Here is a 23,084-nt window from a genome sequence, read left to right as displayed (position 1 = left end):
TCGTGAGCATGATCATGGGGACACTCGCCATGAGCGGCTGCGGTCCGGCACAGGCGGACAACTCCCTGACCTGGTACATCAACCCCGACAACGGGGGCCAGGCCGCAATAGCGCAGAAGTGCAGCGACGAATCGGGCGGGCGCTACCGCATCGAGACCTCGCTCCTGCCGAGCGACGCCGCCTCCCAGCGGGAGCAGCTCGCACGGCGCCTCGCCGCGGGGGATTCGTCGCTCGACATCATGAGCCTCGATCCCCCCTTCATCCCGGAACTCGCCGAGCCGGGCTTCCTGGCGCCGGTGCCCGAGGAGGTCGCGGAGAGCACGACGGAGAACGTCGTCGAGGGTGCCCTCGCCGGGGCCACCTGGAAGGACGAACTCGTCACCGTCCCGTTCTGGGCCAACACGCAGATCCTCTGGTACCGCAAGTCGGTGGCGGAGGCCGCCGGCCTGGACATGAGCAAGCCCGTCACGTGGGAGCAGATCATGGAGGCCGCGAAGAGCCAGGACAAGTCCCTGGGCGTCCAGGGCGCGCAGGCGGAGTCGATGACGGTCTGGGTGAACGCCCTGATCGAGTCGGCGGGGGGCTCCATCATCGTCGACCCCGAGGCGACGGCGGACACCATCGAGCTCGGCCTCGACTCCGACGCCGGTGTCGCTGCAGCCGAGGTGATCTCCACGATCGGCAAGGACGGACTGGGCGGCCCGGGGCTTCCCACCCAGGACGAGAACGCCTCGCTCATCGCCTTCCAGGGCGACTCCGGCTCCTTCATGGTCAACTACCCGTTCGTCTGGCCGGCGACCACGGCCGCCGTCGAGGCGGGCACGCTGGACCAGGCGGTCGTCGACGACCTCGGCTGGGGCATCTTCCCGCGCATGACGGCGGACCAGGAGTCGGCGCCCCCGCTCGGCGGTATCAATCTCGGCGTCGGAGCCGAGAGCGACAACCCCGACCTCGCGTACGAAGCGGTCCAGTGCATCGTCTCCGTGGAGAACCAGGCGGAGTACTTCGTGACCAACGGCAATCCGCCGTCCAACACGGAGGCCTACGAGGACCCCCGGATCGAGGAGACCTTCCCCATGGCCGAGACCATCCGGGATTCCCTCCAGGTAGCAGCACCCCGTCCGCAGACCCCGTTCTACAACGAGGTCTCCACCGGCATCCAGCAGCGCTGGGCGCCCCCCGCCGACGTCGACCCGGACAGCACCCCGGAGACGTCGAGCGACTTCATCACATCGGTCCTTCGAGGGGAGCAACTCCTGTGACCTCCGCCATCCCAGCGAAGACGACGACGGCGTCGTCCACCGAGCCCGGCCCGCGCGTCGAACGCGACACCGGCACGGGCAACGGCAAGACCAAGAAACCCCAGAAGCAGTACAGCGACCGCGTGCGTGCCGAGCGTCGGCTCGGCTGGATCCTCGCCGGGCCGGCATTCGTCATCATGCTGCTCGTGACGCTGTACCCGATCCTGCAGGCCATCTACGAATCACTGTTCCGCTTCCGCCTCACGGCCCCCGGCGAGCGCGAGTTCATCGGTCTCGGGAACTACGCCGTGATCCTCTCCGACCCGGTCTGGTGGTCGGGCCTGTGGACCACGGTGTTCATCACCGTCGTCACCGTGATCGTGGAACTCGTCCTCGGCTTCGCCCTCGCCCTCGTGATGCACAAGGCCCTGAAATCCGTGCGCGGTCTGCTGCGCACGGCGATCCTCGTGCCGTACGGCATCATCACCGTCGTCTCCGCGTTCGCGTGGTTCTACGCGTTCGACATCAACTCGGGGTACGTCAACAACTGGTTCGGCTGGCTTCCCGGCATCGACGAGAACCTGAACTGGTTCGCGCAGGGGCCCACGGCCCTCTTCGTCATCATGGCGTCGGAGATCTGGAAGACAACCCCGTTCATCTCGCTGCTCCTCCTCGCCGGCCTCGCGCAGGTACCCGACGAACTCAGCGAGGCGGCGAAGGTCGACGGAGCCACCTGGTGGGAGCAGATGCGCAAGGTCATCATCCCCAACATGAAGGCCGCGATCATGGTCGCCGTGCTCTTCCGTGCGCTGGACGCCTTCCGGATCTTCGACAACGTGTTCATCATGACCAACGGGGCGTACGGCACGGAAGTGCTGTCGCTGCTCGCCTACCGACAATCGATCAGCCGGCTCGAGATCGGGCTCGGCTCTGCCGTCTCCGTCCTCCTGTTCCTGTGCGTCCTGCTGATCTGCTTCATCGCGATCAAGCTGTTCAAGGTCGATCTCGCCGGATCGCAGGGAGGAAAGTAATGACGAACACCAGTACCCGGGGCAAGATCCTCTGGGCGATCGTGACGGTCCTCGTCCTGATCTACGCGCTGTTCCCCGTGGTCTCGATCCTCGCCACGTCGTTCAAGGCCCCCAGCGACCTCACGAGCGGCAAGTTCCTCCCGACGTCCGGCAGGGCCACCACCTCCAACTACGAGCAGATCCTGGTGGGAGACGCCCAGGGGCTGTTCCTCTCGGCCCTGCGCAACTCGATCGGCATCACGCTGATCGCGACCTTCATCGCCGTCGTCCTGGCCACCCTGTGCGCCTATGCGATCGCGAGGCTGGACTTCCCGGGCAAGAAGCTGGTCCTCACCACGGCGCTCGCGGTCTCGATCTTCCCGGTCATCTCGATCGTGACGCCGCTGTTCAACCTGTGGCGCACCATCGGGCTCTACGACACGTGGCTCGGCCTGATCATCCCGTACCTGTCACTGACCCTCCCGATCTCCATCTGGACCCTCGCCGCCTTCTTCCGGCAGATCCCGTGGGAGCTCGAGCAGGCCGCACAGGTGGACGGCGCGACGACGTGGCAGGCGTTCCGCAAGGCGATCGTGCCCCTGGCAGCGCCGGGAGTCTTCACCACCGCGATCATCGCGTTCTTCATCGCCTGGAACGACTTCGTGTACGGCATCTCGCTCACCTCCACCGAGGCGGCGAGGCCGGTGCCCGCCGCCCTCGCCTTCTTCACGGGTGCATCGCAGTTCGAGGCACCGACGGGGGCGATCTCCGCGGCGGCGATCATCGTCACCATCCCGATCGTCCTCCTGGTCCTGCTCTTCCAACGCCAGATCGTCTCGGGCCTGACCTCCGGCGCCGTCAAGGGCTAACGCCCCCGGTTCAAGTAAAGGATTTCGCACCATGGCTTCCATCACCCTCAATCACCTGGTCAAGAAGTACGGCGACGGCTTCCCCGCCGTCAACGACGTCAGCATCGATATTGCCGACGGCGAGTTCATCATCCTGGTCGGCCCCTCGGGCTGCGGGAAGTCCACGCTGCTGCGCATGATCGTGGGCCTCGAGGACATCACCGACGGCGATCTCCTCATCGACGGCCAGCGCGTGAACGACAAGGCGCCCCGCGACCGCAACCTGGCGATGGTGTTCCAGAACTACGCGCTGTACCCGCACCTCACGGTGTACGAGAACATCGCGTTCCCCCTGCGCCTGGCGAAGGGCAAGCATTCCGACGAGCAGGTCGACAAGCTCGTCACCGAGGCGGCCGCGACCCTCGAACTCACCGACCACCTGCAGCGCAAGCCGGCGAACCTCTCCGGCGGCCAGCGGCAGCGCGTCGCCATGGGACGCGCGATCGTGCGGCAGGCGGACGCCTTCCTCTTCGACGAGCCGCTCTCCAACCTCGATGCGAAGCTCCGCGGCCAGATGCGCTCGGAGATCTCCCAGATGCAGCGGCGCCTGGGCGTCACGTCGGTCTACGTGACGCACGACCAGACGGAGGCCATGACGCTCGGCGACCGCGTGGCCGTGCTGAAGAAGGGTGAACTGCAGCAGATCGCCTCGCCGCGTGAACTGTACGAACAGCCGGTCAACCTGTTCGTCGCCGGCTTCATCGGCTCTCCGTCGATGAACTTCCTGCCGGCGACCCTCGAGGGCAACCTGCTCAGGACGGCCATCGGCGACCTCGAGATCCCGGAGGACAAGGCGCGGAAGGCGGCGGGCAAGAAGGTCGTGCTCGTGGGCGTCCGGCCGGAGTTCTTCGAGGACGCCAAGCTCGTGGAGGACCACAAGAAGTCGAACGGGTCCACGTTCACGGCCACGCTGACCCACACGGAGTGGCTCGGGAACGAGCAGTACGGGTACATCAACTTCGATCCGGCCCCGGAGATGAGGGAACTGCTCGACAGCCTGGCCCGGGACATGGACGCGGACGAACTGCGGCCGCAGGTCGTCGTCACCCTGGACGCGGCGAGCCGCATCCGCGGCGGGCGGGAGGCGGAGATCTGGCTCGACACGCGCAAGCTGCACCTGTTCGATGCCGAGTCGGGAGAGAACCTCACCCGCGACGCCGAGGCCGGCGCCGAGCTGACGCGGGAGGCGGCCGAGGAACGCGCCGAGGAGATCGCGACCGCGCAGCAGGCGGACGGACGCAGGGACGGCAACGGTTCCGCCGACGGCACTCCCGGCCGGCGCGAGGACACCACGGTGAAGGCCGGGGCGGGCTCGTCAGGGGGCGCGACGGCGGCCGGCGGGCGACACACCGCGGGCTGACCGGACCGTTCCCAGCCCGCGCAGGCGGGCGCGACCACAGCAGGGCCGGCACCGGATCGGGTGCCGGCCCTGCTGTGTAGTCTGACCCTATGGTCGAACACGACGGCGCCGACCAGGTCGCCGACATCACTGCCGGATACGTCTTCGGGGGACCGACCCTCCAGCTCGGGGCGGCCCTCGTGCACGGGACGCTGCACACCGGCGCCCAGGTCCGGCTCCCCCTCGCCATGATGAACCGCCACGGGCTGATCGCCGGTGCCACGGGTACCGGCAAGACCGTGACGCTGCAGGTCCTCGCGGAACAGCTCTCGGCGCACGGCGTCCCGGTCTTCCTGTCGGACATCAAGGGTGACCTGACGGGTCTCGCCACGCCGGGCACCGCCTCGGAGCGGCTGGCGAAGCGCACCACGAGCGTCGGTCAGGACTGGGTTCCCGCCGCCTTCCCGGTCGAATTCCTCTCGCTCGGCCCGGACGGGAACGGCATCCCGGTCCGTGCCACGATCTCCTCGTTCGGGCCGCTGCTCCTGAGCCGTGTGATGGACCTCAACGAGACGCAGGAATCCAGTCTGCAGCTGGTGTTCCACTACGCCGACCGGAACGGCCTCGAACTCTACGACCTCGCCGACCTGCGCGCCGTCATCGGCTTCCTCACCTCGGCCGAGGGCAAGGAGGCCCTCGAACTGCTCGGCGGCCTCTCGAAGGCGACGGCCGGGGTGATCCTGCGCGAGCTGGTCGCTCTCGAGGCGCAGGGCATGGACGCCTTCTTCGGCGAACCGGAGTTCGACACCGCCGATCTGCTGCGCACCGCCGCGGACGGCCGCGGCATCATCACGGCGCTCGAACTCGTCGCGGTGCAGCAGAAACCCCGGCTCTTCTCCACGTTCCTGATGTGGCTGCTGGCGGACCTGTTCGCCGAGCTGCCGGAGGTCGGCGACGTCGACAAGCCCCGCCTCGTGTTCTTCCTCGACGAGGCGCACCTGCTCTTCACCGGTTCCTCGAAGGCCTTCCGTGAGTCCATCCAGGCGACCGTGCGGCTCATCCGGTCCAAGGGCGTCGGCATCTTCTTCATCACCCAGACACCCAGGGACCTCCCGGGAGAGATCCTGGGCCAGCTGGCCAACCGCGTGCAGCACGCCCTGCGCGCCTACACGCCCGACGACGCCAAGGCCCTGCGTGCCACGGTGTCGACCTTCCCGACGAGCCCCTACGACCTCGAGGAGGTCCTCACCTCCGCGGGCATCGGCGAGGCCGTGGTGACCGTGCTGAACGAGCACGGCGCTCCCACCCCCGTCGCCTGGACGCGCCTGCGCTCCCCCGCATCGGTCATGGGCCGCGCACCCGAGGGCACCGTGCCGGCCGCCGTCGCGTCATCACCGCTCCTCGCCAGGTACGGCGAGTCCGTCGACCGGCACTCGGCCTTCGAGACACTGGCAGCACGGGATGCGCCCGGAGGCGCTGCCGACGGCGGATCAGGCACCCGCGCCGATCCCCCGGCCGGGACGGGCGTCGCCTCGCGACGGGAGGACCGCGACGCGGAGGCCCGCCGCATCGAGGACGAGATCCTCGGTACGTCCTCGCCTCCCGCGGGTCCCGGGACCGGGTACGGGAGCGGCGGCCGCGGGGAGGGCGACGGACGGCGCTCCGGGCAGGGTCGTGCGCAGAGGACGGACCGGTGGGCAGGGCGCGCGCCCGACCGGGACGAGATGGCCGACCTCGCGCTCCGGGCTGCAGGGGTGATCGGCAAGGAACTGGCCCGCGGACTCTTCGGGACCAGGCGCCGCAGGCGCCCGTGGTCCTGAGGACCATGGCACGCCCTGTGGCGCCGAAGGACGCACCGATGGTCGTGACCGAGATCGTGAGCTCCACCCTCACGGCCCTGGGTGTGGGGCTGCTCGTCGCGGCACTCGTGATCCGGCTGGTCTACGGCTCGTGGGCCAGGACCCAGGCCGTCACGTACGAGCACGAGGGCCACCCGTACCTGCGCTGGCACGACAGCCGGTACAGGATCGTCGAGGCCCTGTGGTCGAGCTGCATGCGGCGGCGCCGCTCCGTGCCGGCTCCTCCACCGCCCGCTCCGGGCGAGGACGTCACCATCTTCTACCACGCCCGCAATCCCACGCGCTGGTCGCTCGAGGAGCCCTACCGCGGCACCCGGGTCATCGCCGGGATCGGGCTCGTGCTCGCCGTCGGAGGTGCCGCACTGGGCTTCCTGCCCGGCTGAACGGCGCAGCCGGTACCGTTGAGAGGTGCATACCAGCCCCGTAGTGAAGGTCGTCGCAGCATGGCTGCTCGCCCTCATGCTCGTCGCGGCAGCCTTCATCGCGGCCGTCGTGATCCTCAACGGACGGCTCTACAGCCCGGAGCACCAGGTGGGCCTGTACCTCGAAGCACTCCGCGACGGTGACGGCGGCAAGGCACTGGGCCTGCTCAACGCGTCAGTACCCGAGGGCTCGAATCCGGCCCTGCTCGAGGGTGACGCGCTCCGCAGGGCCAGTGCTCCGTTCGCCGACGTCGAGGTGGGCGAGGCACGCGACACGGGCGGGGACCGCGTCGAGGTTCCGGTGACCTACACCCTGGACGGCACGGAGTCGACGACGGTCTTCCCGCTCCGGCGCACGGGCACGGAGTGGGGCTTCTTCAACGTGTGGCGGTTCGAGCCGACCGTCCTGCCGACGGTCGAGGTGTCCGCCCTGAACAGCGTCGAAGCCGCGGTGAACGGCATGGACGTGGGCCTTCCCGACGGCAGGGCCGCGCTCGCGTCCTTCTACCCCGCGGTCGTCGACGCCGTGTACGAGGGACGGTACTTCCGGGCGCCGGCGCATTCGGTGACGGTGACGGGCCGGGACGCCCCGCCTCCGCCGCTGGCGCTCGCGACGGAGGCGACGCCGGAACTGACCTCGGCCGTGGACGACCGGCTGCGGGCCTTCCTGGATGACTGCGCGGCCCAGACGGTCTTCCAGCCGACCAACTGCCCGTTCAACTATCCGACGAACGAGCGGTTGGCGGGCGAGATCGCGTGGTCCATCGAGGAGTACCCGACGGCGACGATCACACCGACCGACGGCGGATGGTCGCTGGCACCGCTGCGCGGGTCGGCGCGTATCGAGACGCAGCTGAGGGACTTCTTCTCCGGTGCGGTCCGGGACGTCTCGGAGTCCGTCCCGTTCGATTTCGAGGCCGACCTCCGGGTGATCGGGGACGAGGTCACCGTGACACCCGTCGTCCGCTACTAGGAGAACCGCGCGGACAGCCTCGGCGGCCCGCGCGGTTCTCCTCCGCGTCAGGGGATGAGGTTCTCGGCGCGGTACCGGTCGAAGAGCGCGGTGAAGGCGTCGAGCGTCCGCCGGTAGCCGGTGAAGCCGGCGTCACGGCTCTTGCCCATGTCCGTCACCACCTCGATGTCGCGCCCCAGGTCGCTGTCCGTGTGCCACCACGATGCCACGCGGTCCAGGCGCGGCTCCGCGAGCCCGTAGCGCCGCGCGAGCTCCGCCCACTGCTCCTCGCGCCCCGCCATCGCCCGCTCGAGCGGCCGTGGCGACCCGGCATACCCCTCCCAGTCGACGCCGAAGTAGGCCGCGAGCCGGGGCCACATCCAGCGCCAGCGGAACACGTCCCCGTTGACGATGTTGTAGGCCTCGTCGGCGGCTCCGGGCGTCGTCGCGGCCCAGAGCATGTGCTCGGCGAGGAGGCCGGCGTCCGTCATGTCCGTCAGCCCGTTCCACTGGGTCTCCGAGCCGGGGAAGACGAACGGCTCACCCGTCTCCCTGCACAGCGCCGCCTGGGCCGCGAGGGTCAGGCCCATGTTCATCGCGTTGCCGACGGCGTGGCCGATCACGGTGTGCGACCGGTGGACCGACCAGGTGAAGCCCTGCGCGGCGGCCGCCGCGAACAGCTCGTCCTCCTGCGCGTAGTAGAAGTTCGCGACGGGCAGCCGCGGCTCCTCCTCGTGGAACGGGGTGTCGGCCATCTCACCGGCGGCGTAGGCCTCGAAGGGACCGAGGTAGTGCTTGAGGCCGGTCATGAGGGCCACGTGGGCCACGTCCTTGCCGCGCAGGGCGGCCAGGAGGTCGCGCAGCATGCCCGCGTTCACGGCGATGTTCTCCTCCTCGGTGTCCCGCCGGGACCACGCCGTGAAGAACACGTGGCTGGGGTCCACGGGGGCGAGGGCGGTGGACAGGGACTCGGCCGATGTCAGGTCCGCCGACAGCCAGCGCACGCCGCTGCGTTCCGCGCCGGCTGTGCGGGACAGTGCGAGCACCGACCATCCCTCGGCGAGAAGCTGCTCGACGAGCGCGGACCCGGCGATGCCGGTCGCTCCCACGACGAGTGCCGTCCGCTCTCCCTGCGATGCTGCTGCCGTCCCTGCCGTCATCCTGCGCTCCTTCTCGTCGTGTCGCGTCCTGCCCGCGGATGCCTGCCTGCCGCGGACGTCCTGGCCGCCGGCGGAGGCATCGATCGTCGCGGGCTCCGAAGGCGACAAGCCGACCTGCCGGGAAGATATTCCGGCGGCAGCGAGGCGTGGGGGGATTTCCTGCTCCGGCCAGGGTCGGCATCGCCGTGCCGGACACCCGCACGCACCGCCCGCCCCGCGCCCCCTCGCGCTACGTTCCGGCGCCGAGCCGCGGGCGCCGGACACACGAAGGGCACCGGCCGCGGCCGGTGCCCTTCGATGCGACCCGGACCGGCAGGTCAGTCGAGTCCGCGCAGATCCAGCGTCAGGACCGTGTCGCCGTCGGCCGTCACCGAGACCGGGATGCCCCAGTCCTGCTGGTAGAGATGGCACGCCGCGTGGTCGGGGATCTCGCCGCCCGGCTCGCCGTCGCAGGACGCCGCGCGTGCCGTGATGTGCAGGACGCCGTCGCCCGCGTCCGGTGAGAGGACGAGCTCGCGCGTCAGTCCGGTGGACGTGCCGCCGCCCGAGACGAGGAGCGACTCCGGCGAGGCGCTGATCTTGAGCTGCGTGGGATCGCCCCAGCGGTCGTCGAGCTTCTGGCCCGTGGGCGCGGTGAAGCGCACCGTGAGGGCCACGGGGCCGGCCGCCATCGGCGTCTTCGGGCGCTGTGTCTGTGACGCTCCCTCGTCGACGGCCAGCGCCTCCTTGGGCAGCGGCACCCGGACGAGCTGGTGCCGGTTGGTCTCCACGACGATCAGCAGGGGGTCCCCGCCGTCGGCCACCGGCGTCATGTCGACCAGGACGTCGGACGGCTCGGCGAGGCCGCGCAGCAGCGTGGACACCTGGCGCGTGACCGGATCGTACCGGCGGACCGCGCCGTTGTAGGTGTCCGCGATGGCGATCGATCCGTCCGGCAGTGCCGTGACGCCCAGCGGATGCTGCAGGCGTGCCTGCTCGGCATCGCCGTCGCGGAAGCCGAAGTCGAACAGGCCGGTCCCCACGGCGGTCTGGACCTGGACCCCGCGGCGTCCGTTCACTTCGACGAAGGACAGGAGGCGTACCGAGGAGGTCTCCGAGTCGGCGATCCAGATGGTGCCGTTGGCGTCCTCGGCGAGGCCGGAGGACTGGGCGAACCAGGCGGCCGAGGCGTCGCCGTCGAGCAGTCCCTCGAGGCCGGTGCCGGCCAGGACCTCGACGGCGTGCGTGCGGGGGTCGTAGCTGAAGATCTGGTGGGTACCGGCCATGGCGATGACCACGCGGTCCAGGACCGACGAGTACAGCACGTCCCACGGCGAGGACAGCGAGAGATTCAGGGCATCGGTGCCGAGCTGCGTCTCGGTGAGCCGGGGCGTCTCGCTGGGGGCACCGATCTCGTGGGAGTTCTCCTGCGGCCCGGTCTTGGTGTGGTTGCCGGCGTCGAGCAGTCGCTGCGTCCCGTTGCCCGCGAGGGTGCGCACCTCCCCCGTGGCGAGGTCCACGCCGCGCAGGCGGTGGTTCACGGAGTCGGCGACGACGACGTCGTACCCGACCTCGGCGGCCAGTTCCGCCGGCAGCAGCGCGACGCCCTGGGGTTCGTTGAACTCGGCCTCGTCCGCACTGCCGTCACGGAAGCCCTTGGTGCCCGAGCCGATGGTGCGCCGCACGGTGACGAGGTCCGCTTCGAGTTCCACGAGCCGGTGGTGCCCGGTGTCACCGGCGAGGAAGGTGCCGGTGGCGGGCAGCGCGAGGAGCTTGCCGGGGAACTTCAGGTCGCCCGCGGTGCTCTCGGCCGGGACGTACGGGCCGTCCCCGCGGTGCAGGGTCCCCTTGGCCTCGTGCTCGGCGACGAGCTCCTCGACGAGCGAGGTGAGCCCTGCGGCGTGGCCCTCGCCGGAGAGGTGCGCCACGATGTACCCCTCGGGATCGATCACCACGAGCGTGGGCCAGGCCCGCGCCGTGTAGGCCTGCCAGGTAGTGAGCTCGGGGTCGTCGAGGACGGGGTGGTGGATGTCGTACCGCTCGACGGCGGCGGCGAGAGCCACCGGGTCGGCCTCGTGCTCGAACTTCGGCGAGTGCACGCCCACGGTGACGAGGACGTCCGAGTACTGCTCCTCGAGGGGTCGCAGTTCGTCGAGGACGTGCAGGCAGTTGATGCAGCAGAACGTCCAGAAGTCGAGGATCACGATCTTCCCGCGGAGATCCTCGAGCTGCAGCTGCCTACCGCCGGTGTTGAGCCAGTTACGGCCGGTCAGGGCTGAGCCGCGCACGCGGTAGTTCACTCGGGCGCGGACGGTGGTCTCGGTCATTCATCGTCTCCTGCTGTGGTGGTCACCCGCGTCGCGCCCTGGGAGCCCGGACGGGATCCGACGTCGCGCGCGGCGAGGTCGGCGAACATGTTGTTGTAAGCCGTGAGATCGGCGTCGTTATTCCTGTCCGCCGCGCGGTCCTTGCGCTTCGTCTCGCGCGCGTCCGAGCGGGACCACATGATGGCCACGCCGATCGCGAGCAGGAGCGTGGGCAGTTCCCCCACGCCCCAGGTCACGGCGCCGCCCACCTGCTGGTCCGCGATGGCGGACGCACCCCAGTCGCGGCCCATGTTGCCGAACCAGGAGGCCTCGAGCAGCGACGTCGAGCCCATGAGCGTGACGCCGAAGAAGGCGTGGAAGGCCATGGTCGCGAAGAGCAGCAGGATCCGCATCGGGTACGGGGCGCGCAGCGGAACGGGATCGGAACCGATCATCGAGAGCACGAAGACGTAGCCGGTGAGGAGGAAATGCGTGATCATCAGCTCGTGGCCCACGTGCTCGCGGAGGGCGAAGCCGAAGAGCGGCGAGTAGTAGAAGACGATGATCGAGGCCACGAAGTTGCCCGCGGCGACGAGGGGGTGCGTGATGATCCTCGACGGCCAGGAGTGCACGATCACCAGGATCCACTCCCGCAGCCCCCGCGTGCCGTCGCGGCGTGCCCCCAGTGCCTTGAGCGCGAGGGTCACGGGCGCGCCCAGCACCAGGAACAGCGGCACCACCATGGTGAGTGCCATGTGGTCGATCATGTGGGCGCTGAAGAGCACCATCCCGTAGATCGCCGGCGCGCCGGACGTGAAGTAGGTCAGCAGGGCCAGGCCCACGAGCCAGCTGAGGAGCCTGGGCACGGACCAGGAGTCCCCGCGGCGATGGAGTTTCACCATGCCGAGGACGTAGGCGACCCCGAAGGTCAGCGCGACGGTGATCCACAGCCAGTCGGGCCGCCACTCGGTGAGCCAGCGGGCGGCGGTGGGCTCGGGCGGGAGGTCGTAGCCGGTCAGGACGCGGGCCGGGCCGGCCTCGGTGGGCAGTTCCTCCGCACGGGGCGGGGCCGTGCGTCCGAGTGCCCCGGCCACACCGGATACCGCTCCCATGAGGACCAGCTCGACGGCGATCAGCTGCCACAGCACACGGCGCGCGGAGAGCTTCGACCCGGTGGTGGCCGCAGGATCCCCGAGCTGCGGGATGATCCATTGCCGGTGCATCCAGCCGATGCCGCCGAGGAGCAGCGTGGCGATCGTCTTGAACGTGACCAGCAGTCCCCACTGGGAACTGAGCTGGGCGAGGTCGGTGATGCGGAGGCCGGCGTTCACGACGCCCGAGCCCACCACGAGGACGAACGCGAAGCCGGCCAGGGCGGAGAAGCGCCTGAGGACCGGGAGCGCCTGGTCCCCCAGCTTCCCGCTGACGACGGCGAGGGAGATGATGCCACCCACCCACAGGCAGACACCGACGAGGTGCAGGGCGATCGAGTTCACCGCCGCGTTGTGGTCGTCGCCGCTGGCCGAGTGGCCGATCAGCGCCATGGGCAGCAGATTCAGGAGTGCGAACACCAGGGTGAGTGCCAGTCCGGTCTGCGAGCGGACCCCGAACAGGATCGTGGCCAGCACGGCCGAGACGATGGAGGTGACCAGCCAGGCGCGGCCGGTGGAGAAGTCGGTGAGGAACGCCGCGAGCCCCTGCGTGTACGCGGGGTCGGTGCTGAGCGGCAGGCCTGCGGCATCGGAGTAGGTGAAGACCATGACGCCCAGCGCGCCGAGCGTCCAGGCGACGGCGGAGACGGAGGCCAGGAGCAGAACGCGGGCGAAGGCAGGATGCTCGGCCGCGTCGGCCGTCGGTCTGCGGCCGTTGGCGCCGACCGTGCGCGGCAGCATGATGACCGCGAAGACGAGGGCGCCGATGGTGCCCGCGGCTGCGGTGTTGTTCAGCACCTTGGCGACGGGCAGTCCCCAGCGCGTCAGGGCGCCGGGGTCGCCGAGCTGCCGGGCAGCGGCCGCTCCCGAGTAGAACAGGGCGATGACGAGTGCCGCGAGGACGACGACACCCGCGAGGGTCAGCCAACCGGCTCCGAGCGCACGCTCCACGGGGGCGCTGGCGGACTTCTCGCGCGGTTGCCTACCGGTCGTCGTCATATACACCATTCTCTACCCGCAGTAGAAATAGGGCCAATCCTCCGTCCGGCGTCGTTAACGACGGAGGGCCGCTGCCGTCGTGGCAGCGGCCCTCCAGTACGTGGACTACTTGGCGGAAGCCTTGAGCTTCGAGCCTGCGGTCAGCTTGACGCTGTGGCCCGCGGCGATCTGGATGGTCTCACCGGTCTGGGGGTTGCGTCCGGTGCGTGCTGCACGGCTGGTGCGCTCGACGGCGAGCCATCCGGGGATGGTGATCTTCTCGTCCTTGGCGATGGACTCGGCGAAGACATCGAACAGCGCGTCAAGAACGCTGTTCACCGACGCCTGGCTGGTGTCAGCCTTCGCTGCTACCTCGGCAACAAGTTCACTACGGTTTTTAGCCATTTTGGGTCCTCCTGGACGTCACTCTTCTGAACGAGCTCTTCACGGTATTCGAAGAGCCTCTGTCCGAAAACCTATCAGCTCGGGCGCCCCGCCCCGCGTGTTTTCGCGGCTTTTCGGCTTAAACACAGCCTTTTCGGCCCTCTTTCGGGCCCGGCGGGACCGCTTCCGGGAGAAAGGAAAAGCCGGCGACCCGGAGGTCGCCGGCTTCCCGGGTCACCGCGCGGGGCGGTGGATGATGCTGTCGGGGCAGGACGCCCCGGGCGCTGCTACCAGCTCGACTTGGTCACGCCGGGCAGTTCGCCCTTGTGAGCCATGTCGCGGAAGCGGACACGTGAGATGCCGAACTTCTGGAGGGTGCCACGGGGGCGCCCGTCGATCTGGTCGCGGTTGCGCAGGCGCACCGGCGAGGCGTTGCGGGGGAGCTTCTGCAGGCCGAGGCGTGCCGCTTCGCGTGCTTCGTCGGTGGCGTTCTCGTCGACGAGGGTCTTCTTGAGCTCGAGGCGCTTGGCCGCGTAGCGCTCGACGATGACCTTGCGCTGCTCGTTGCGAGCAATCTTTGACTTCTTGGCCATGGTTTAGCGCTCCTCTCGGAATTCGACGTGCTTGCGGATCTTGGGGTCGTACTTCATCAGGACCATGCGGTCCGGATCGTTACGACGGTTCTTGCGCGTCACGTAGGTGTAGCCCGTCCCTGCGGTGGACTTCAGCTTGATGATCGGACGTACGTCCTTGTCCTTTGCCATTAGAGCTTCACTCCCCTCGCGAGGATCGACGCGACGACAGCATCGATGCCGCGGACGTCGATCGTCTTGATGCCGCGGGCGGACACCTGCAGCGTCACGTTGCGGCGCAGGGAAGGCACGTAGTAGCGCTTCTTCTGAATGTTGGGGTCGAACCGGCGCTTGTTGCGGCGGTGCGAGTGCGAAATGCTGTGTCCAAAGCCGGGCTCGGCTCCGGTCACTTGGCAGTGGGCTGCCATAACTCTCCTCCAGATTAGATGAACGTGACGGAATCACTTGTGAGGCGTCCCGCCACCAGTAATGACACCGTTATTACTGCAGCTTTCCGGAGGTTGGCCTGGCAGGGTGAGAACCTGCCGAAGCGCCTCGCCGCGGGGAAGACGGTGAAGATCGGGCGCCACGGCCTCTCGGCCGGCGCAGCCCTACATTCCAGGTAGTCGCGGGTAGCCGGACGGACTCCGCCCCGTCCGTGGACGGGTCGGCGTCAGCCACAGCCAAACGCCCTACCATACTACCGGCAGGATCAGGCCTGGCCAAAACGGGTCAGTCGCCGAGCTGCCCGGTCCGGTCGACGACGGCGGGATCCTCGGGAGCGGTCCCGGCGTAGTCGCCGGAGAGGTCCGCATCCGAATCGACGATCGCATACCGGACGTGGGTGCCGCTGCGCAGTCGGACCCGGTTCAGCAGGACGGAGTCCTCGACCACGGCGCCTGCTTCGACCGTCGCCCCCGAACCGATCACGCTCCGGCGGACCGTCCCGTGCACGGTGGCGCCGGGCGCCACGAGCGAGTTGCTGACGACGGCGCCCTCGCCGATGAACGCCGGGACCAGCTGCGGCGGTTCCGTGAGGAGGGGCCATTCCGGGTCCGCGAGCTCCAGCCCCTTGCCGTCCACCAGATCGAGGTGGGCGCGCAGGTAGTTGGCGGGCGTCCCGAGGTCGCGCCAGTATCCGTCGAGCCTGTGCTCGACGACGGACCCCTGCTCCACGAGGTGGGGCACCAGATGGTGGCCGTAGTCGCCGAGGCCGTCGTGGCTGTCCTGCAGGTGCTCCAGCGACTCCAGCAGGGTTCCGGCCGTGTACAGGAAGACCTCGGCCGTGACGATGTCAGACTGCGGCTCCTCGGGTTTGTAGGCGAAGCCGGTCACCCTGCCGCCGTCGCCCACCGTCACGACCCCGTGGTGGGAGGCGTCGCCGTCGAAGTCGACGGTGACCATCGTCAGTGCGGCTCCCGTCCGGAGGTGCGTGTCGACGACGTCGCGGTAGTCGAGCCGGTACAGGTGGTCGGAGCTGAGCACGAGGACCAGGTCCGGCGCGAAGTCCCGGATGAAGGACGCCTGGCGGAGCAGGCCGTCGGCGTTGCCCTCGGCGAACCCCTCACCCTCGTGGCCGCTGAACGGGGGCAGCACGAGCAGCCCGCCGCGCGTGCGGTCGAGATCCCACGGCCGTCCGTTGCGGAGGTGGTCGTTGATGGTCTTGGGCTGGTACTGCTCCATGATCCACACGTCGGAGATCCCGCTGTGGTGGAGGTTCGACAGGGAGACGTCGATCAGGCGGAAGCTGCCGCCGAGCGGCATGGCCGGTTTCGCGCGGTGGTCGGTGAGGGCACCGAGGCGCCCACCCGCCCCTCCTGCCAGCACGATCGCGAGGATGCGGGGCTGACGCCGGAACTGTGCCTGCTGGTCCATCTGCCGTCCTGTCCGCGCCGGGTCACTGCCCGGTGCTGTGTGCTTCGTGGTGCCCGGGCGCAGCTCCCGCGCCGGCGGTCGGGTCCCCGGCGAGCGCGGCCTCGACAGCCGGCTCACCGTCGGACAGGATCCAGTGCGCGCCGTCCATGCCCCGGAGGATCTTCCGGCCCACCCGCTCGAGGTCGGCGACGTCCCGGGCGTCCAGCGCGTCGAAGACCGTGGAGCGGACCTGTGCGACATGGGCCACCGCGAGACCGGCCAGCATCTCGAGCCCTGCGGGAGTCAGGGACGCGGTGGTGACGCGGCCGTCGGAGTCGGACGGCAGCCGGGCCACCCACCCGCGTCCCTCGAGCTTCTTGACCACGTGGCTGAGCCGCGAGAGCGACGCCGTCGAGCGGGCGGCGAGCTCACTCATCGGCAGGCTCCGCCCCTCCGACTCGGAGAGCATCGCGAGGACGTGGTAGTCGAACAGGGTGATCCGGGCCTCCCGGAACAGGTGGGCGTCGAGCGTCGCGGGGAGCAGCGACGTCAGCGCATAGAGGGCCAGCCATGCCCGCCGCTCGTCGGGTGTGAGCCAGTGCGCCGCCATCCGCTCATTCTGGCATACCGCTCCGGCGGGTACCGGGCGGGGGCGGGGAGCCACCCGACGGTTGCGGGGGACGGCGCCGAGTGCCATTCTCGACGATCCTCCCTGCACTGCGGCTCCGGTCCCTCCCCGGTCCGGGCACCTCGCGCTGCTCTGGTCCGGGACGGAGATGGACAGTAGGCTTACCGTACTGGTCGGCGGCCCACCGGCCACACCCTGGAGGAGAATCCGATGCCCCGAGACTCTCGTGCCGTATCCATCGCCCTCGGCGCTGCACTGGCCCTCGCCCTGCTCACCGGGTGCACCGACGGCACCACGCAGCCGCCGGCCAACGCGCCCACCGGAACGGCCAGTGCGGACGAGCCGGCTCCGGTGACACCCGAGGGTACGGGGAGCCCGTCCACTGCCGCCCCGACCGGGTCCGGCAGCCCCGCGAGCTCCGGCGCCCCGTCGGCATCGACGGCGACGGCGTCCGCGACGGACGCGCCGGTCAGCCTCAGCCGGGGTGACGAGCGCACGATCGGGACACCCGGTACCACCGTCAGCATCAGCTGCAGCGGCGGCGGCGACATCGACATCGAAACCGATGGCACCACGATCGACATCACCGGCGGATGCGAGGACATCGACATCGACGGCGACGACAACACCATCACCGGCGAATCCGCCGAGGCCCTCGACGTCGAGGGGGACGGCAACACGGCCACCCTGACGAGCGTGCCCGACGTCGACGTCGACGGTCGGACGAACGTCGTCACGGTCGACGACACCCGGGACATCGACGTCGACGGTGAGGACAACACCGTCACCTACAGCACCGGCGACCCCGCGGTCGACACCGAGGGCAGCAACTCCGTCGCCGCCCGCTAGACGCCGCGACGGCGGTACGGACCAGCCAGGCGGTGTGGATCATCCATCTGCCGCGCTCCGACGGCCGCGCACCTGCGACGGCCCGGCCGGAGCGCGGACCGTCAGGCGGGAACGGACGCCCAGTGCGGGTGGACCGGCACCGGATACTTCGGTGCGAGATCGTCGCCCGAGGAGACTCCGCGCAACCGCCTGCCCACCCAGGGCGTCAGGTATTCCCGCGCCCACTGCGCGTCGGCCTTCAACTGCTCCACGCGCCGGAGGACGGGACGTGCCTCCAGTTCCGGCAGGTCGATGGCGTGCGAGGCCTCCATGGCCTCCAGCACCCGGGCGGCCATGAGGGTGTGCCCTGCGGTGGACATGTGCATGCGGTCGACGTCCCAGTAGCTCCAGTCCTGGAACTCGCGCAGGCGCCAGTAGTCGACGACCGTCGCGCCCCGCGTGTCGGCGATCTCACGCACCCACTCGTTGTAGACGGCGGTGCGTCCCCGGGTCGTGCCGAAGACAGCGGACCCCGAGGCATCGAATCCGGTGAACAGCACGACGGCCGCACCGGCCTCGCGAAGCCGGCCGATCCCTTCGTCGTAGTGGCCCATGAGCCGGTCGATGTCGACCCGTGGCCGCAGGATGTCATTGGCGCCCGCATAGAGGGTGACGAGCGTCGGCTCGAGAGCCAGGGCGCCGTCGATCTGCTCGTCGAGGATCTGGCGCATCTTCTTGCCGCGGATGGCGAGGTTCGCGTACCCCCAGGACCTGTCGGCGAGGACGAGCTGCTCCGCGACGCGGTCCGCCCAGCCACGGACGCCGTTGGGCGACGCCGGATCCCAGTCACCCACCCCTTCGGTGAAGGAGTCGCCGAGTGCCACGTACCGCTGGGAGAAGTTCACCGTCAAAGATTACCCTCGGCACCCGGGTCCGTCGGGATAAGCTCGACGGACCCGCCCGTTGACTCCCGCACGAAGGACATCATGCCCACCGACGCAACAATCGAAGCGACCACCGACGTGGCTGCGGATGCCGGATCGGGTCGCCGTCGCGCCGCGCTCATCATCAATCCCATCAAGGCCACCACGTCCGACGTGCAGGGAGCGGTGGAGCGCATCTCCGCCGAGGACGGCTGGGACGCGCCCCTCGTGATCGAGACCACGGCGGACGACCCCGGGCACGGGCAGGCCCGCGAGGCCCTCGAGGCCGGGGTGGACCTCGTGATCGCGGCCGGTGGCGACGGTACCGTCCGGTGCGTCGCCGAGGAGCTCGCCGGCAGCGGGACCATGATGGCCCTCGTTCCGCTGGGCACGGGCAACCTCCTGGCCCGCAACCTCGACATCGCCGTCGACGATCCGGATGCCGCCGTCGAGGCCGCGTTCCGCGGGACCGAGCGGTCCATCGACGTCGTGCACGTGACCGTGGATCGTGCGCAGGACGCCCACGTGTTCCTGGTCATGGCGGGCATCGGCTACGACGCCGCGATCATGTCCGACACCAGGGACGACCTGAAGGACAAGGTGGGCTGGCTCGCCTACGTGGACGCCGGGATCAGGAACCTCCCGGGCCGGCCGGCGCGGACCACCATCTCCGTGGACGGTGGCAGGCCCTTCGAGCGCCGCCTGCGCAGCGTGATGGGCGGCAACTGCGGAAAGATCATGGGGGGGCTGGAGATCTTCCCCGGCGCCAAGATCGACGACGGGCTGATGGACCTCATGACCGTGGCGCCGAAGGGCAAGCTGGGCTGGCTGGCGGTCGCGGGCAAGCTCTTCGCGCGTGGGAAGGGCAGGAGCAAGGACCCCTCGCTCGAGTACTTCCAGTGCCGGACCGCCGAGGTCACGCTGCGCGAGCCCCTCGAGGTGCAGCTCGACGGCGACCCCCTCGGGAAGGCGACGCACATGGCCTTCGAGATGAAGCCCAATTCGCTCCGCCTCCGGATGCCCCTGGGCTACAAGGATCCCGCGATCGTCAGCGATCCACTGCCCTAGGGTTGCGGGCAGGCCCGGTCCATCGGCCTGTCTACCCGTCCGGCGGCCCGTCCGCCCGTCCGCCTACGGACGCTGGAGGTCGGCCGTCGGTCACAGCCAGGGTTGCGGGTCGACCTTCTCGTCATTGACCAGGACCTCGAAGTGGAGGTGGCACCCGGTGGAGTTCCCCGTGGTGCCGACGGCTCCGAGGAGGTCGCCGCGCGCCACCGTCGTGCCGGCGGGCACCTCGAGCACGCTCAGGTGGTTGTAGGTGGTCTTCAGGCCGTCACCGTGGTCGATCACGATGCGCAGGCCGCCGCCATAGGCATGCTCGCCGGAGTCGACGACGGTGCCGGCATCGGCGGCCATGACCGGGGTCCCGCACCCGCTCGCGTAGTCGAGGCCGGTGTGCAGTTCGGGTCCGTATCCGCCCAGGGGGTTGACGCGGTATCCGAAGGGGGAAGCGACGACGGGGCTGTCCACGGGGACGCCGAACGCCTTGCGCTCCTGGGCTGCGGGAGTCAGGGACGCGGAGAGGGCCCGTGCACTGGCGATACTCGGCGTGATGCCCTCCGCGGCCTGTCCGGCGCTCTCGAGCCGGAAGGTCACCGACGCCCCGGCGGGCGCCGTGACGGCCGGTGCGACACCCGAGGCGAGGGCTGTGCCGGGGGTTGCGGCGGTCGGGGCGGTGGCGGCCGACGGCGCCACTGCCCCCATGACCAGCCCTGCCGAGGCGAGCACGATCCCTGCCGTCGCGGCGTTGTCGCGCAGCCGGGAGAACGACGCCGGCCGAGGTGCGTGCGGGCGGAGCGAGCGCCGCGGACCCGAGCGCAGGCCCGGATGCAGGTCCTCCCTCAACTCCGGATGCCGATCCGCATGCGCAACGGGCACGGAACGGCGGGCACTGCGCCGTGTCGGCAGGACTGCTGCGGCGTCCCGGGCCGCTGCCTGCTGCTCGCGGAGCCCGCGTCGGGTCGTGGGCTCCGGGGCAGCGGGTGCGGTCGTCGGAAGGGCGGGTGCAGCGACGGACGGGACGGGCGGAAGGGCCTCACCGGCGACCGGGACCCGGAGCGAGCGGCGGCTGGGCGGGCCGGGATGAGCGGGGCGGTGGGAAACCGGGTGCTGCTGCGCTCGATCGTCGGACGCGCGGCGGCGCCCGGACGTAACCGTCTGGGTCAACTGCTTACCTCTCTCGGACGCCCGCGAGGTCGGCTGCCGGATTCGAGCAGGAGTCGGCTCGACCTCCACGCGGTCCGGATCGCGAAGGAGCCGCAGACGGGACCGTACAGAGGAGCAGTGCGGAAGGGCTTCACCTCCAGGCGGCTCGAGCCGCGTCGGACGTGGATCCTCCACCCCTGTCACACAGTGTTCAGGCGGTCCGCTGACAGGGTCGGGCGTGCGGACCTGGATTCCGTGGAACCAGCTTTGACTGCTCAAACCCTAGGCCACGGGGTCCGAAGTTACAATTCCGTTATCCTGCCTGTGGATCATCCGTGTCATACTGCGTTCCGTCACCGGGTTCCTGCGCGAAGACGCTGAAGAACCTGCGCCTTCCGGCTTGGCCGGCGCCTCAGGCGAGCTCTGCGCGGCCCTTGCGCCAGTACCCCATGAAAGCGACCTGCTTCCGGTCCACCCCGACGTCGCGCACGAGGTACCGCCGCAGGCCACGGACGACGGCGGCTTCCCCTGCGATCCACGCGTAGAAGGGCTGGGTGCCGGCAGGGCGCCCGGAACCGACGGTCGACTGCACGATGGCCGCCTCCATCCGCTGCGGCGTCTCCCACAGGATCGTCCGGTCGATGTCGACCTCCTCGGGCTCGCTTCCTCCCCGCGCACCGGCGGGACCGGCGAGCGACACCCAACCCGGCACCCGGACGGCGTCCCGGACTGCGGCCTCCAGCTGCTCGCCATGCGGCCGGTCCCCACGCGCCAGCCAGGTGATGGCCACGGAGGACTTCGTGGAGATGGCCTGGACGTCCTGCAGGTCCGGCACTTCGAGGAAGGCGGACCCGCTGATGTCCTCGGGCAGGGCCTCGAGGATCGCGCTGATGGCGGGCACCGCCGTCTCGTCACCGGCGAGGAGGACGTGCTGGGCGAGGCCCGGGCTCCACTCGATGCCGCCGTAGGCACCCGCCGTCGCGCACTGCGCCGCCGAGGAATTGGGCCCGATGATGCAGACCCGGTCACCGGGCCGGGCCGCCGAAGCCCACTCCGAGGCCGGGCCGCCCCGGCCGTCCTCGTCGAGGTGCATCACGAAGTCGACGTCGATCTCCGGGCGCGGACCGCCGCAGCGCACGTTCCGCACCGTGTAGGTGCGCATGGAACCACGCTCCTCCGCCTCCAGGCCCAGCCACAGCTGGTACCAGTTCGCCGAGTCCCCGCGCTTCATCATGCCTGCGATGTCCGGGCAGTCACGGCCCTTCGACGGGATGACGATCTTGATCCGGAGGTCGAGGGTGTCCCCTGCCACCCCGAACGCCTCGAGGCATGCCCCACCGAACGTGATGCGGCGGAAGGTGGCACCGAGATCCTGCACGGCGGTGACGACGACGTCGAACGCGAGCACCATGGGCTCGGTGTCGGCGACGGTCCGCAGTGCGTTCCGATGGGTCACTTGGGTCATGATGCTGCCTCCACGGGGGCGGGAACGGCGTCCTGCGGGTTGGGTCGGTACCCCGTGGCCTGCTGCCGGCCGGCGGGGGGAGTCTGGGGACGGGCGGGTGCCGGAGGGCTGTGGTGCCTGCCCACCGGGATCACCATCGGCGTGCCGGAGACCGGGTCCTCGATGATCCGGCACTCCAGGTCGAAGACGCCCGAGACGGTCTCCTGGGTGACGACGGCGGCGGGGGGCCCGGCTGCCACGATCCGTCCGTCCCGCATCGCGATGAGGTGGTCCGCATAGCGTGCGGCGAGGTTCAGGTCGTGCAGCACCATGACGACGGTGGTGCCGGACCGCCGGTTCAGGTCCGTGATGAGGTCCAGCACCTCCACCTGGTGCGTCACGTCGAGGAAGGTGGTGGGCTCGTCGAGCAGCAGGATGCCCGTCTGTTGCGCGAGGGCCATCGCGATCCACACACGCTGTCGCTGCCCACCGCTGAGCTCATCCACGTTGCGGTCGGCGAGGGCCAGCGTGTCGGTGGCCTCCAGCGCGTCCGCCACCGCCTCGTCGTCCTCAGGGGTCCACTGGCGGAACCAGCCCTGGTGCGGGTAGCGGCCGCGCCCCACGAGGTCGGCGACGCTGATACCGTCCGGTGCCACAGGGGTCTGGGGCAGTAGTCCGAGGACTCGGGCGACGGCCTTCGTGGACTGGGCGGAGATGTCAGACCCGTTGAGCACGACCGCGCCCTCGACCGGCTTGAGGAGACGGGCGAGTCCGCGCAGCAGGGTGGACTTGCCGCAGGCGTTGGCCCCGACGATCACCGTCACCCGCCCGGCCGGGAGCGTGAGGGAGAGCCCGTCGACCACGGTGCGCTGGTCGTAGGCGAGGGTCAGCCCTTCGGCGGACAGGGCATCCCCCGACGTGGGTTCCTGACGTGCAGCCAT

22 protein-coding genes are annotated in these 23,084 nt (G+C 69.9%); 9 read left to right on the top strand and 13 right to left on the bottom strand.

What is annotated here, in order from left to right:
• The first annotated feature begins 8 nt into the window (after positions 1-8).
• The 7 genes from ACX80U_RS07835 to ACX80U_RS07805 all read left to right on the top strand — a co-directional run bounded on the left by ACX80U_RS07835 (position 9) and on the right by ACX80U_RS07805 (position 7,752).
• On the top strand, positions 9-1,262 hold the full coding sequence (locus ACX80U_RS07835; protein ID WP_244186327.1) for an extracellular solute-binding protein: 1,254 nt from the start codon (positions 9-11) through the stop codon (positions 1,260-1,262).
• A gap of 122 nt (positions 1,263-1,384) precedes the next feature.
• On the top strand, positions 1,385-2,272 hold the full coding sequence (locus ACX80U_RS07830) for a carbohydrate ABC transporter permease (protein ID WP_244186328.1): 888 nt from the start codon (positions 1,385-1,387) through the stop codon (positions 2,270-2,272).
• Entirely contained in the window at positions 2,272-3,120 is an 849-nt protein-coding gene (locus ACX80U_RS07825) for a carbohydrate ABC transporter permease (RefSeq protein WP_208739350.1), read from the top strand. The genes ACX80U_RS07830 and ACX80U_RS07825 overlap by 1 nt, the downstream gene beginning before the upstream one ends.
• Before the next feature lie 31 nt (positions 3,121-3,151).
• A complete protein-coding gene (locus tag ACX80U_RS07820) occupies positions 3,152-4,519 on the top strand; it encodes an ABC transporter ATP-binding protein (protein ID WP_459267999.1) in 1,368 nt (455 codons plus the stop codon).
• Between the two features lie 89 nt (positions 4,520-4,608).
• On the top strand, positions 4,609-6,318 hold the full coding sequence (locus ACX80U_RS07815; protein WP_459267998.1) for a helicase HerA-like domain-containing protein: 1,710 nt from the start codon (positions 4,609-4,611) through the stop codon (positions 6,316-6,318).
• Between the two features lie 5 nt (positions 6,319-6,323).
• Positions 6,324-6,740 (top strand): hypothetical protein, encoded by a 417-nt coding sequence (locus ACX80U_RS07810; protein WP_133081336.1) that lies wholly within the window; start codon positions 6,324-6,326, stop codon positions 6,738-6,740.
• 25 nt (positions 6,741-6,765) lie between these two features.
• Positions 6,766-7,752, top strand: a complete 987-nt coding sequence (locus ACX80U_RS07805; protein ID WP_459267997.1) for a hypothetical protein — start codon at positions 6,766-6,768, stop codon at positions 7,750-7,752.
• 47 nt (positions 7,753-7,799) lie between these two features.
• Here the strand turns inward: ACX80U_RS07805 and ACX80U_RS07800 are convergent, their stop codons facing one another.
• The 9 genes from ACX80U_RS07800 to ACX80U_RS07760 form a co-directional block, all read right to left on the bottom strand.
• A complete protein-coding gene (locus ACX80U_RS07800; RefSeq protein WP_459268098.1) occupies positions 7,800-8,891 on the bottom strand; it encodes an SDR family oxidoreductase in 1,092 nt (363 codons plus the stop codon).
• Between the two features lie 317 nt (positions 8,892-9,208).
• Entirely contained in the window at positions 9,209-11,197 is a 1,989-nt protein-coding gene (locus ACX80U_RS07795; RefSeq protein WP_459267996.1) for an NHL domain-containing thioredoxin family protein, read from the bottom strand.
• Positions 11,194-13,326: a cytochrome c oxidase assembly protein gene (locus ACX80U_RS07790; RefSeq protein ID WP_459267995.1), complete on the bottom strand. Its 2,133-nt coding sequence runs from the start codon at positions 13,324-13,326 to the stop codon at positions 11,194-11,196. The genes ACX80U_RS07795 and ACX80U_RS07790 overlap by 4 nt, the downstream gene beginning before the upstream one ends.
• A 105-nt stretch (positions 13,327-13,431) precedes the next feature.
• The gene (locus tag ACX80U_RS07785) at positions 13,432-13,710 is read right to left on the bottom strand and encodes an HU family DNA-binding protein (protein WP_087074140.1); all 279 of its coding nucleotides are present in this window, start codon (positions 13,708-13,710) and stop codon (positions 13,432-13,434) included.
• A 266-nt stretch (positions 13,711-13,976) separates the two neighbouring features.
• The gene (rpsN, locus tag ACX80U_RS07780; RefSeq protein WP_133081339.1) at positions 13,977-14,282 is read right to left on the bottom strand and encodes a 30S ribosomal protein S14; all 306 of its coding nucleotides are present in this window, start codon (positions 14,280-14,282) and stop codon (positions 13,977-13,979) included.
• A 3-nt stretch (positions 14,283-14,285) separates the two neighbouring features.
• Positions 14,286-14,453, bottom strand: coding sequence for a 50S ribosomal protein L33 (gene rpmG, locus ACX80U_RS07775; protein WP_019481734.1), 168 nt, complete (start codon positions 14,451-14,453; stop codon positions 14,286-14,288).
• The gene (rpmB, locus tag ACX80U_RS07770; protein ID WP_043441573.1) at positions 14,453-14,689 is read right to left on the bottom strand and encodes a 50S ribosomal protein L28; all 237 of its coding nucleotides are present in this window, start codon (positions 14,687-14,689) and stop codon (positions 14,453-14,455) included. Before rpmB ends, rpmG begins: the two co-directional genes overlap by 1 nt.
• A 304-nt stretch (positions 14,690-14,993) precedes the next feature.
• Complete coding sequence (locus ACX80U_RS07765; protein WP_459267994.1) at positions 14,994-16,136, bottom strand: glucose-1-phosphate adenylyltransferase family protein; 1,143 nt, start codon at positions 16,134-16,136, stop codon at positions 14,994-14,996.
• Positions 16,137-16,158: 22 nt separating this feature from the next.
• On the bottom strand, positions 16,159-16,725 hold the full coding sequence (locus tag ACX80U_RS07760) for a MarR family winged helix-turn-helix transcriptional regulator (protein WP_133081341.1): 567 nt from the start codon (positions 16,723-16,725) through the stop codon (positions 16,159-16,161).
• Between the two features lie 228 nt (positions 16,726-16,953).
• On the opposite strand from ACX80U_RS07760, the gene ACX80U_RS07755 reads away from it, so the two are divergent.
• Positions 16,954-17,592, top strand: coding sequence for a DUF3060 domain-containing protein (locus tag ACX80U_RS07755; RefSeq protein WP_459267993.1), 639 nt, complete (start codon positions 16,954-16,956; stop codon positions 17,590-17,592).
• Between the two features lie 101 nt (positions 17,593-17,693).
• Here the strand turns inward: ACX80U_RS07755 and ACX80U_RS07750 are convergent, their stop codons facing one another.
• Entirely contained in the window at positions 17,694-18,476 is a 783-nt protein-coding gene (locus ACX80U_RS07750; RefSeq protein ID WP_133081343.1) for an SGNH/GDSL hydrolase family protein, read from the bottom strand.
• 81 nt (positions 18,477-18,557) lie between these two features.
• On the opposite strand from ACX80U_RS07750, the gene ACX80U_RS07745 reads away from it, so the two are divergent.
• On the top strand, positions 18,558-19,562 hold the full coding sequence (locus ACX80U_RS07745; protein ID WP_208739392.1) for a diacylglycerol/lipid kinase family protein: 1,005 nt from the start codon (positions 18,558-18,560) through the stop codon (positions 19,560-19,562).
• A 90-nt stretch (positions 19,563-19,652) separates the two neighbouring features.
• Here the strand turns inward: ACX80U_RS07745 and ACX80U_RS07740 are convergent, their stop codons facing one another.
• The 3 genes from ACX80U_RS07740 to ACX80U_RS07730 all read right to left on the bottom strand — a co-directional run bounded on the left by ACX80U_RS07740 (position 19,653) and on the right by ACX80U_RS07730 (position 23,084).
• Positions 19,653-20,720, bottom strand: a complete 1,068-nt coding sequence (locus ACX80U_RS07740; RefSeq protein ID WP_459267992.1) for a M23 family metallopeptidase — start codon at positions 20,718-20,720, stop codon at positions 19,653-19,655.
• Positions 20,721-21,111: 391 nt separating this feature from the next.
• Positions 21,112-22,164: a siderophore-interacting protein gene (locus ACX80U_RS07735; RefSeq protein WP_459267991.1), complete on the bottom strand. Its 1,053-nt coding sequence runs from the start codon at positions 22,162-22,164 to the stop codon at positions 21,112-21,114.
• On the bottom strand, positions 22,161-23,084 hold the full coding sequence (locus tag ACX80U_RS07730; protein WP_459267990.1) for an ABC transporter ATP-binding protein: 924 nt from the start codon (positions 23,082-23,084) through the stop codon (positions 22,161-22,163). Before ACX80U_RS07730 ends, ACX80U_RS07735 begins: the two co-directional genes overlap by 4 nt.

This window comes from Arthrobacter sp. TmT3-37, from assembly GCF_054510835.1.
Note: the sequence above shows the minus strand (reverse complement) of the source record. Positions and strands in the feature narration are given on the sequence as shown.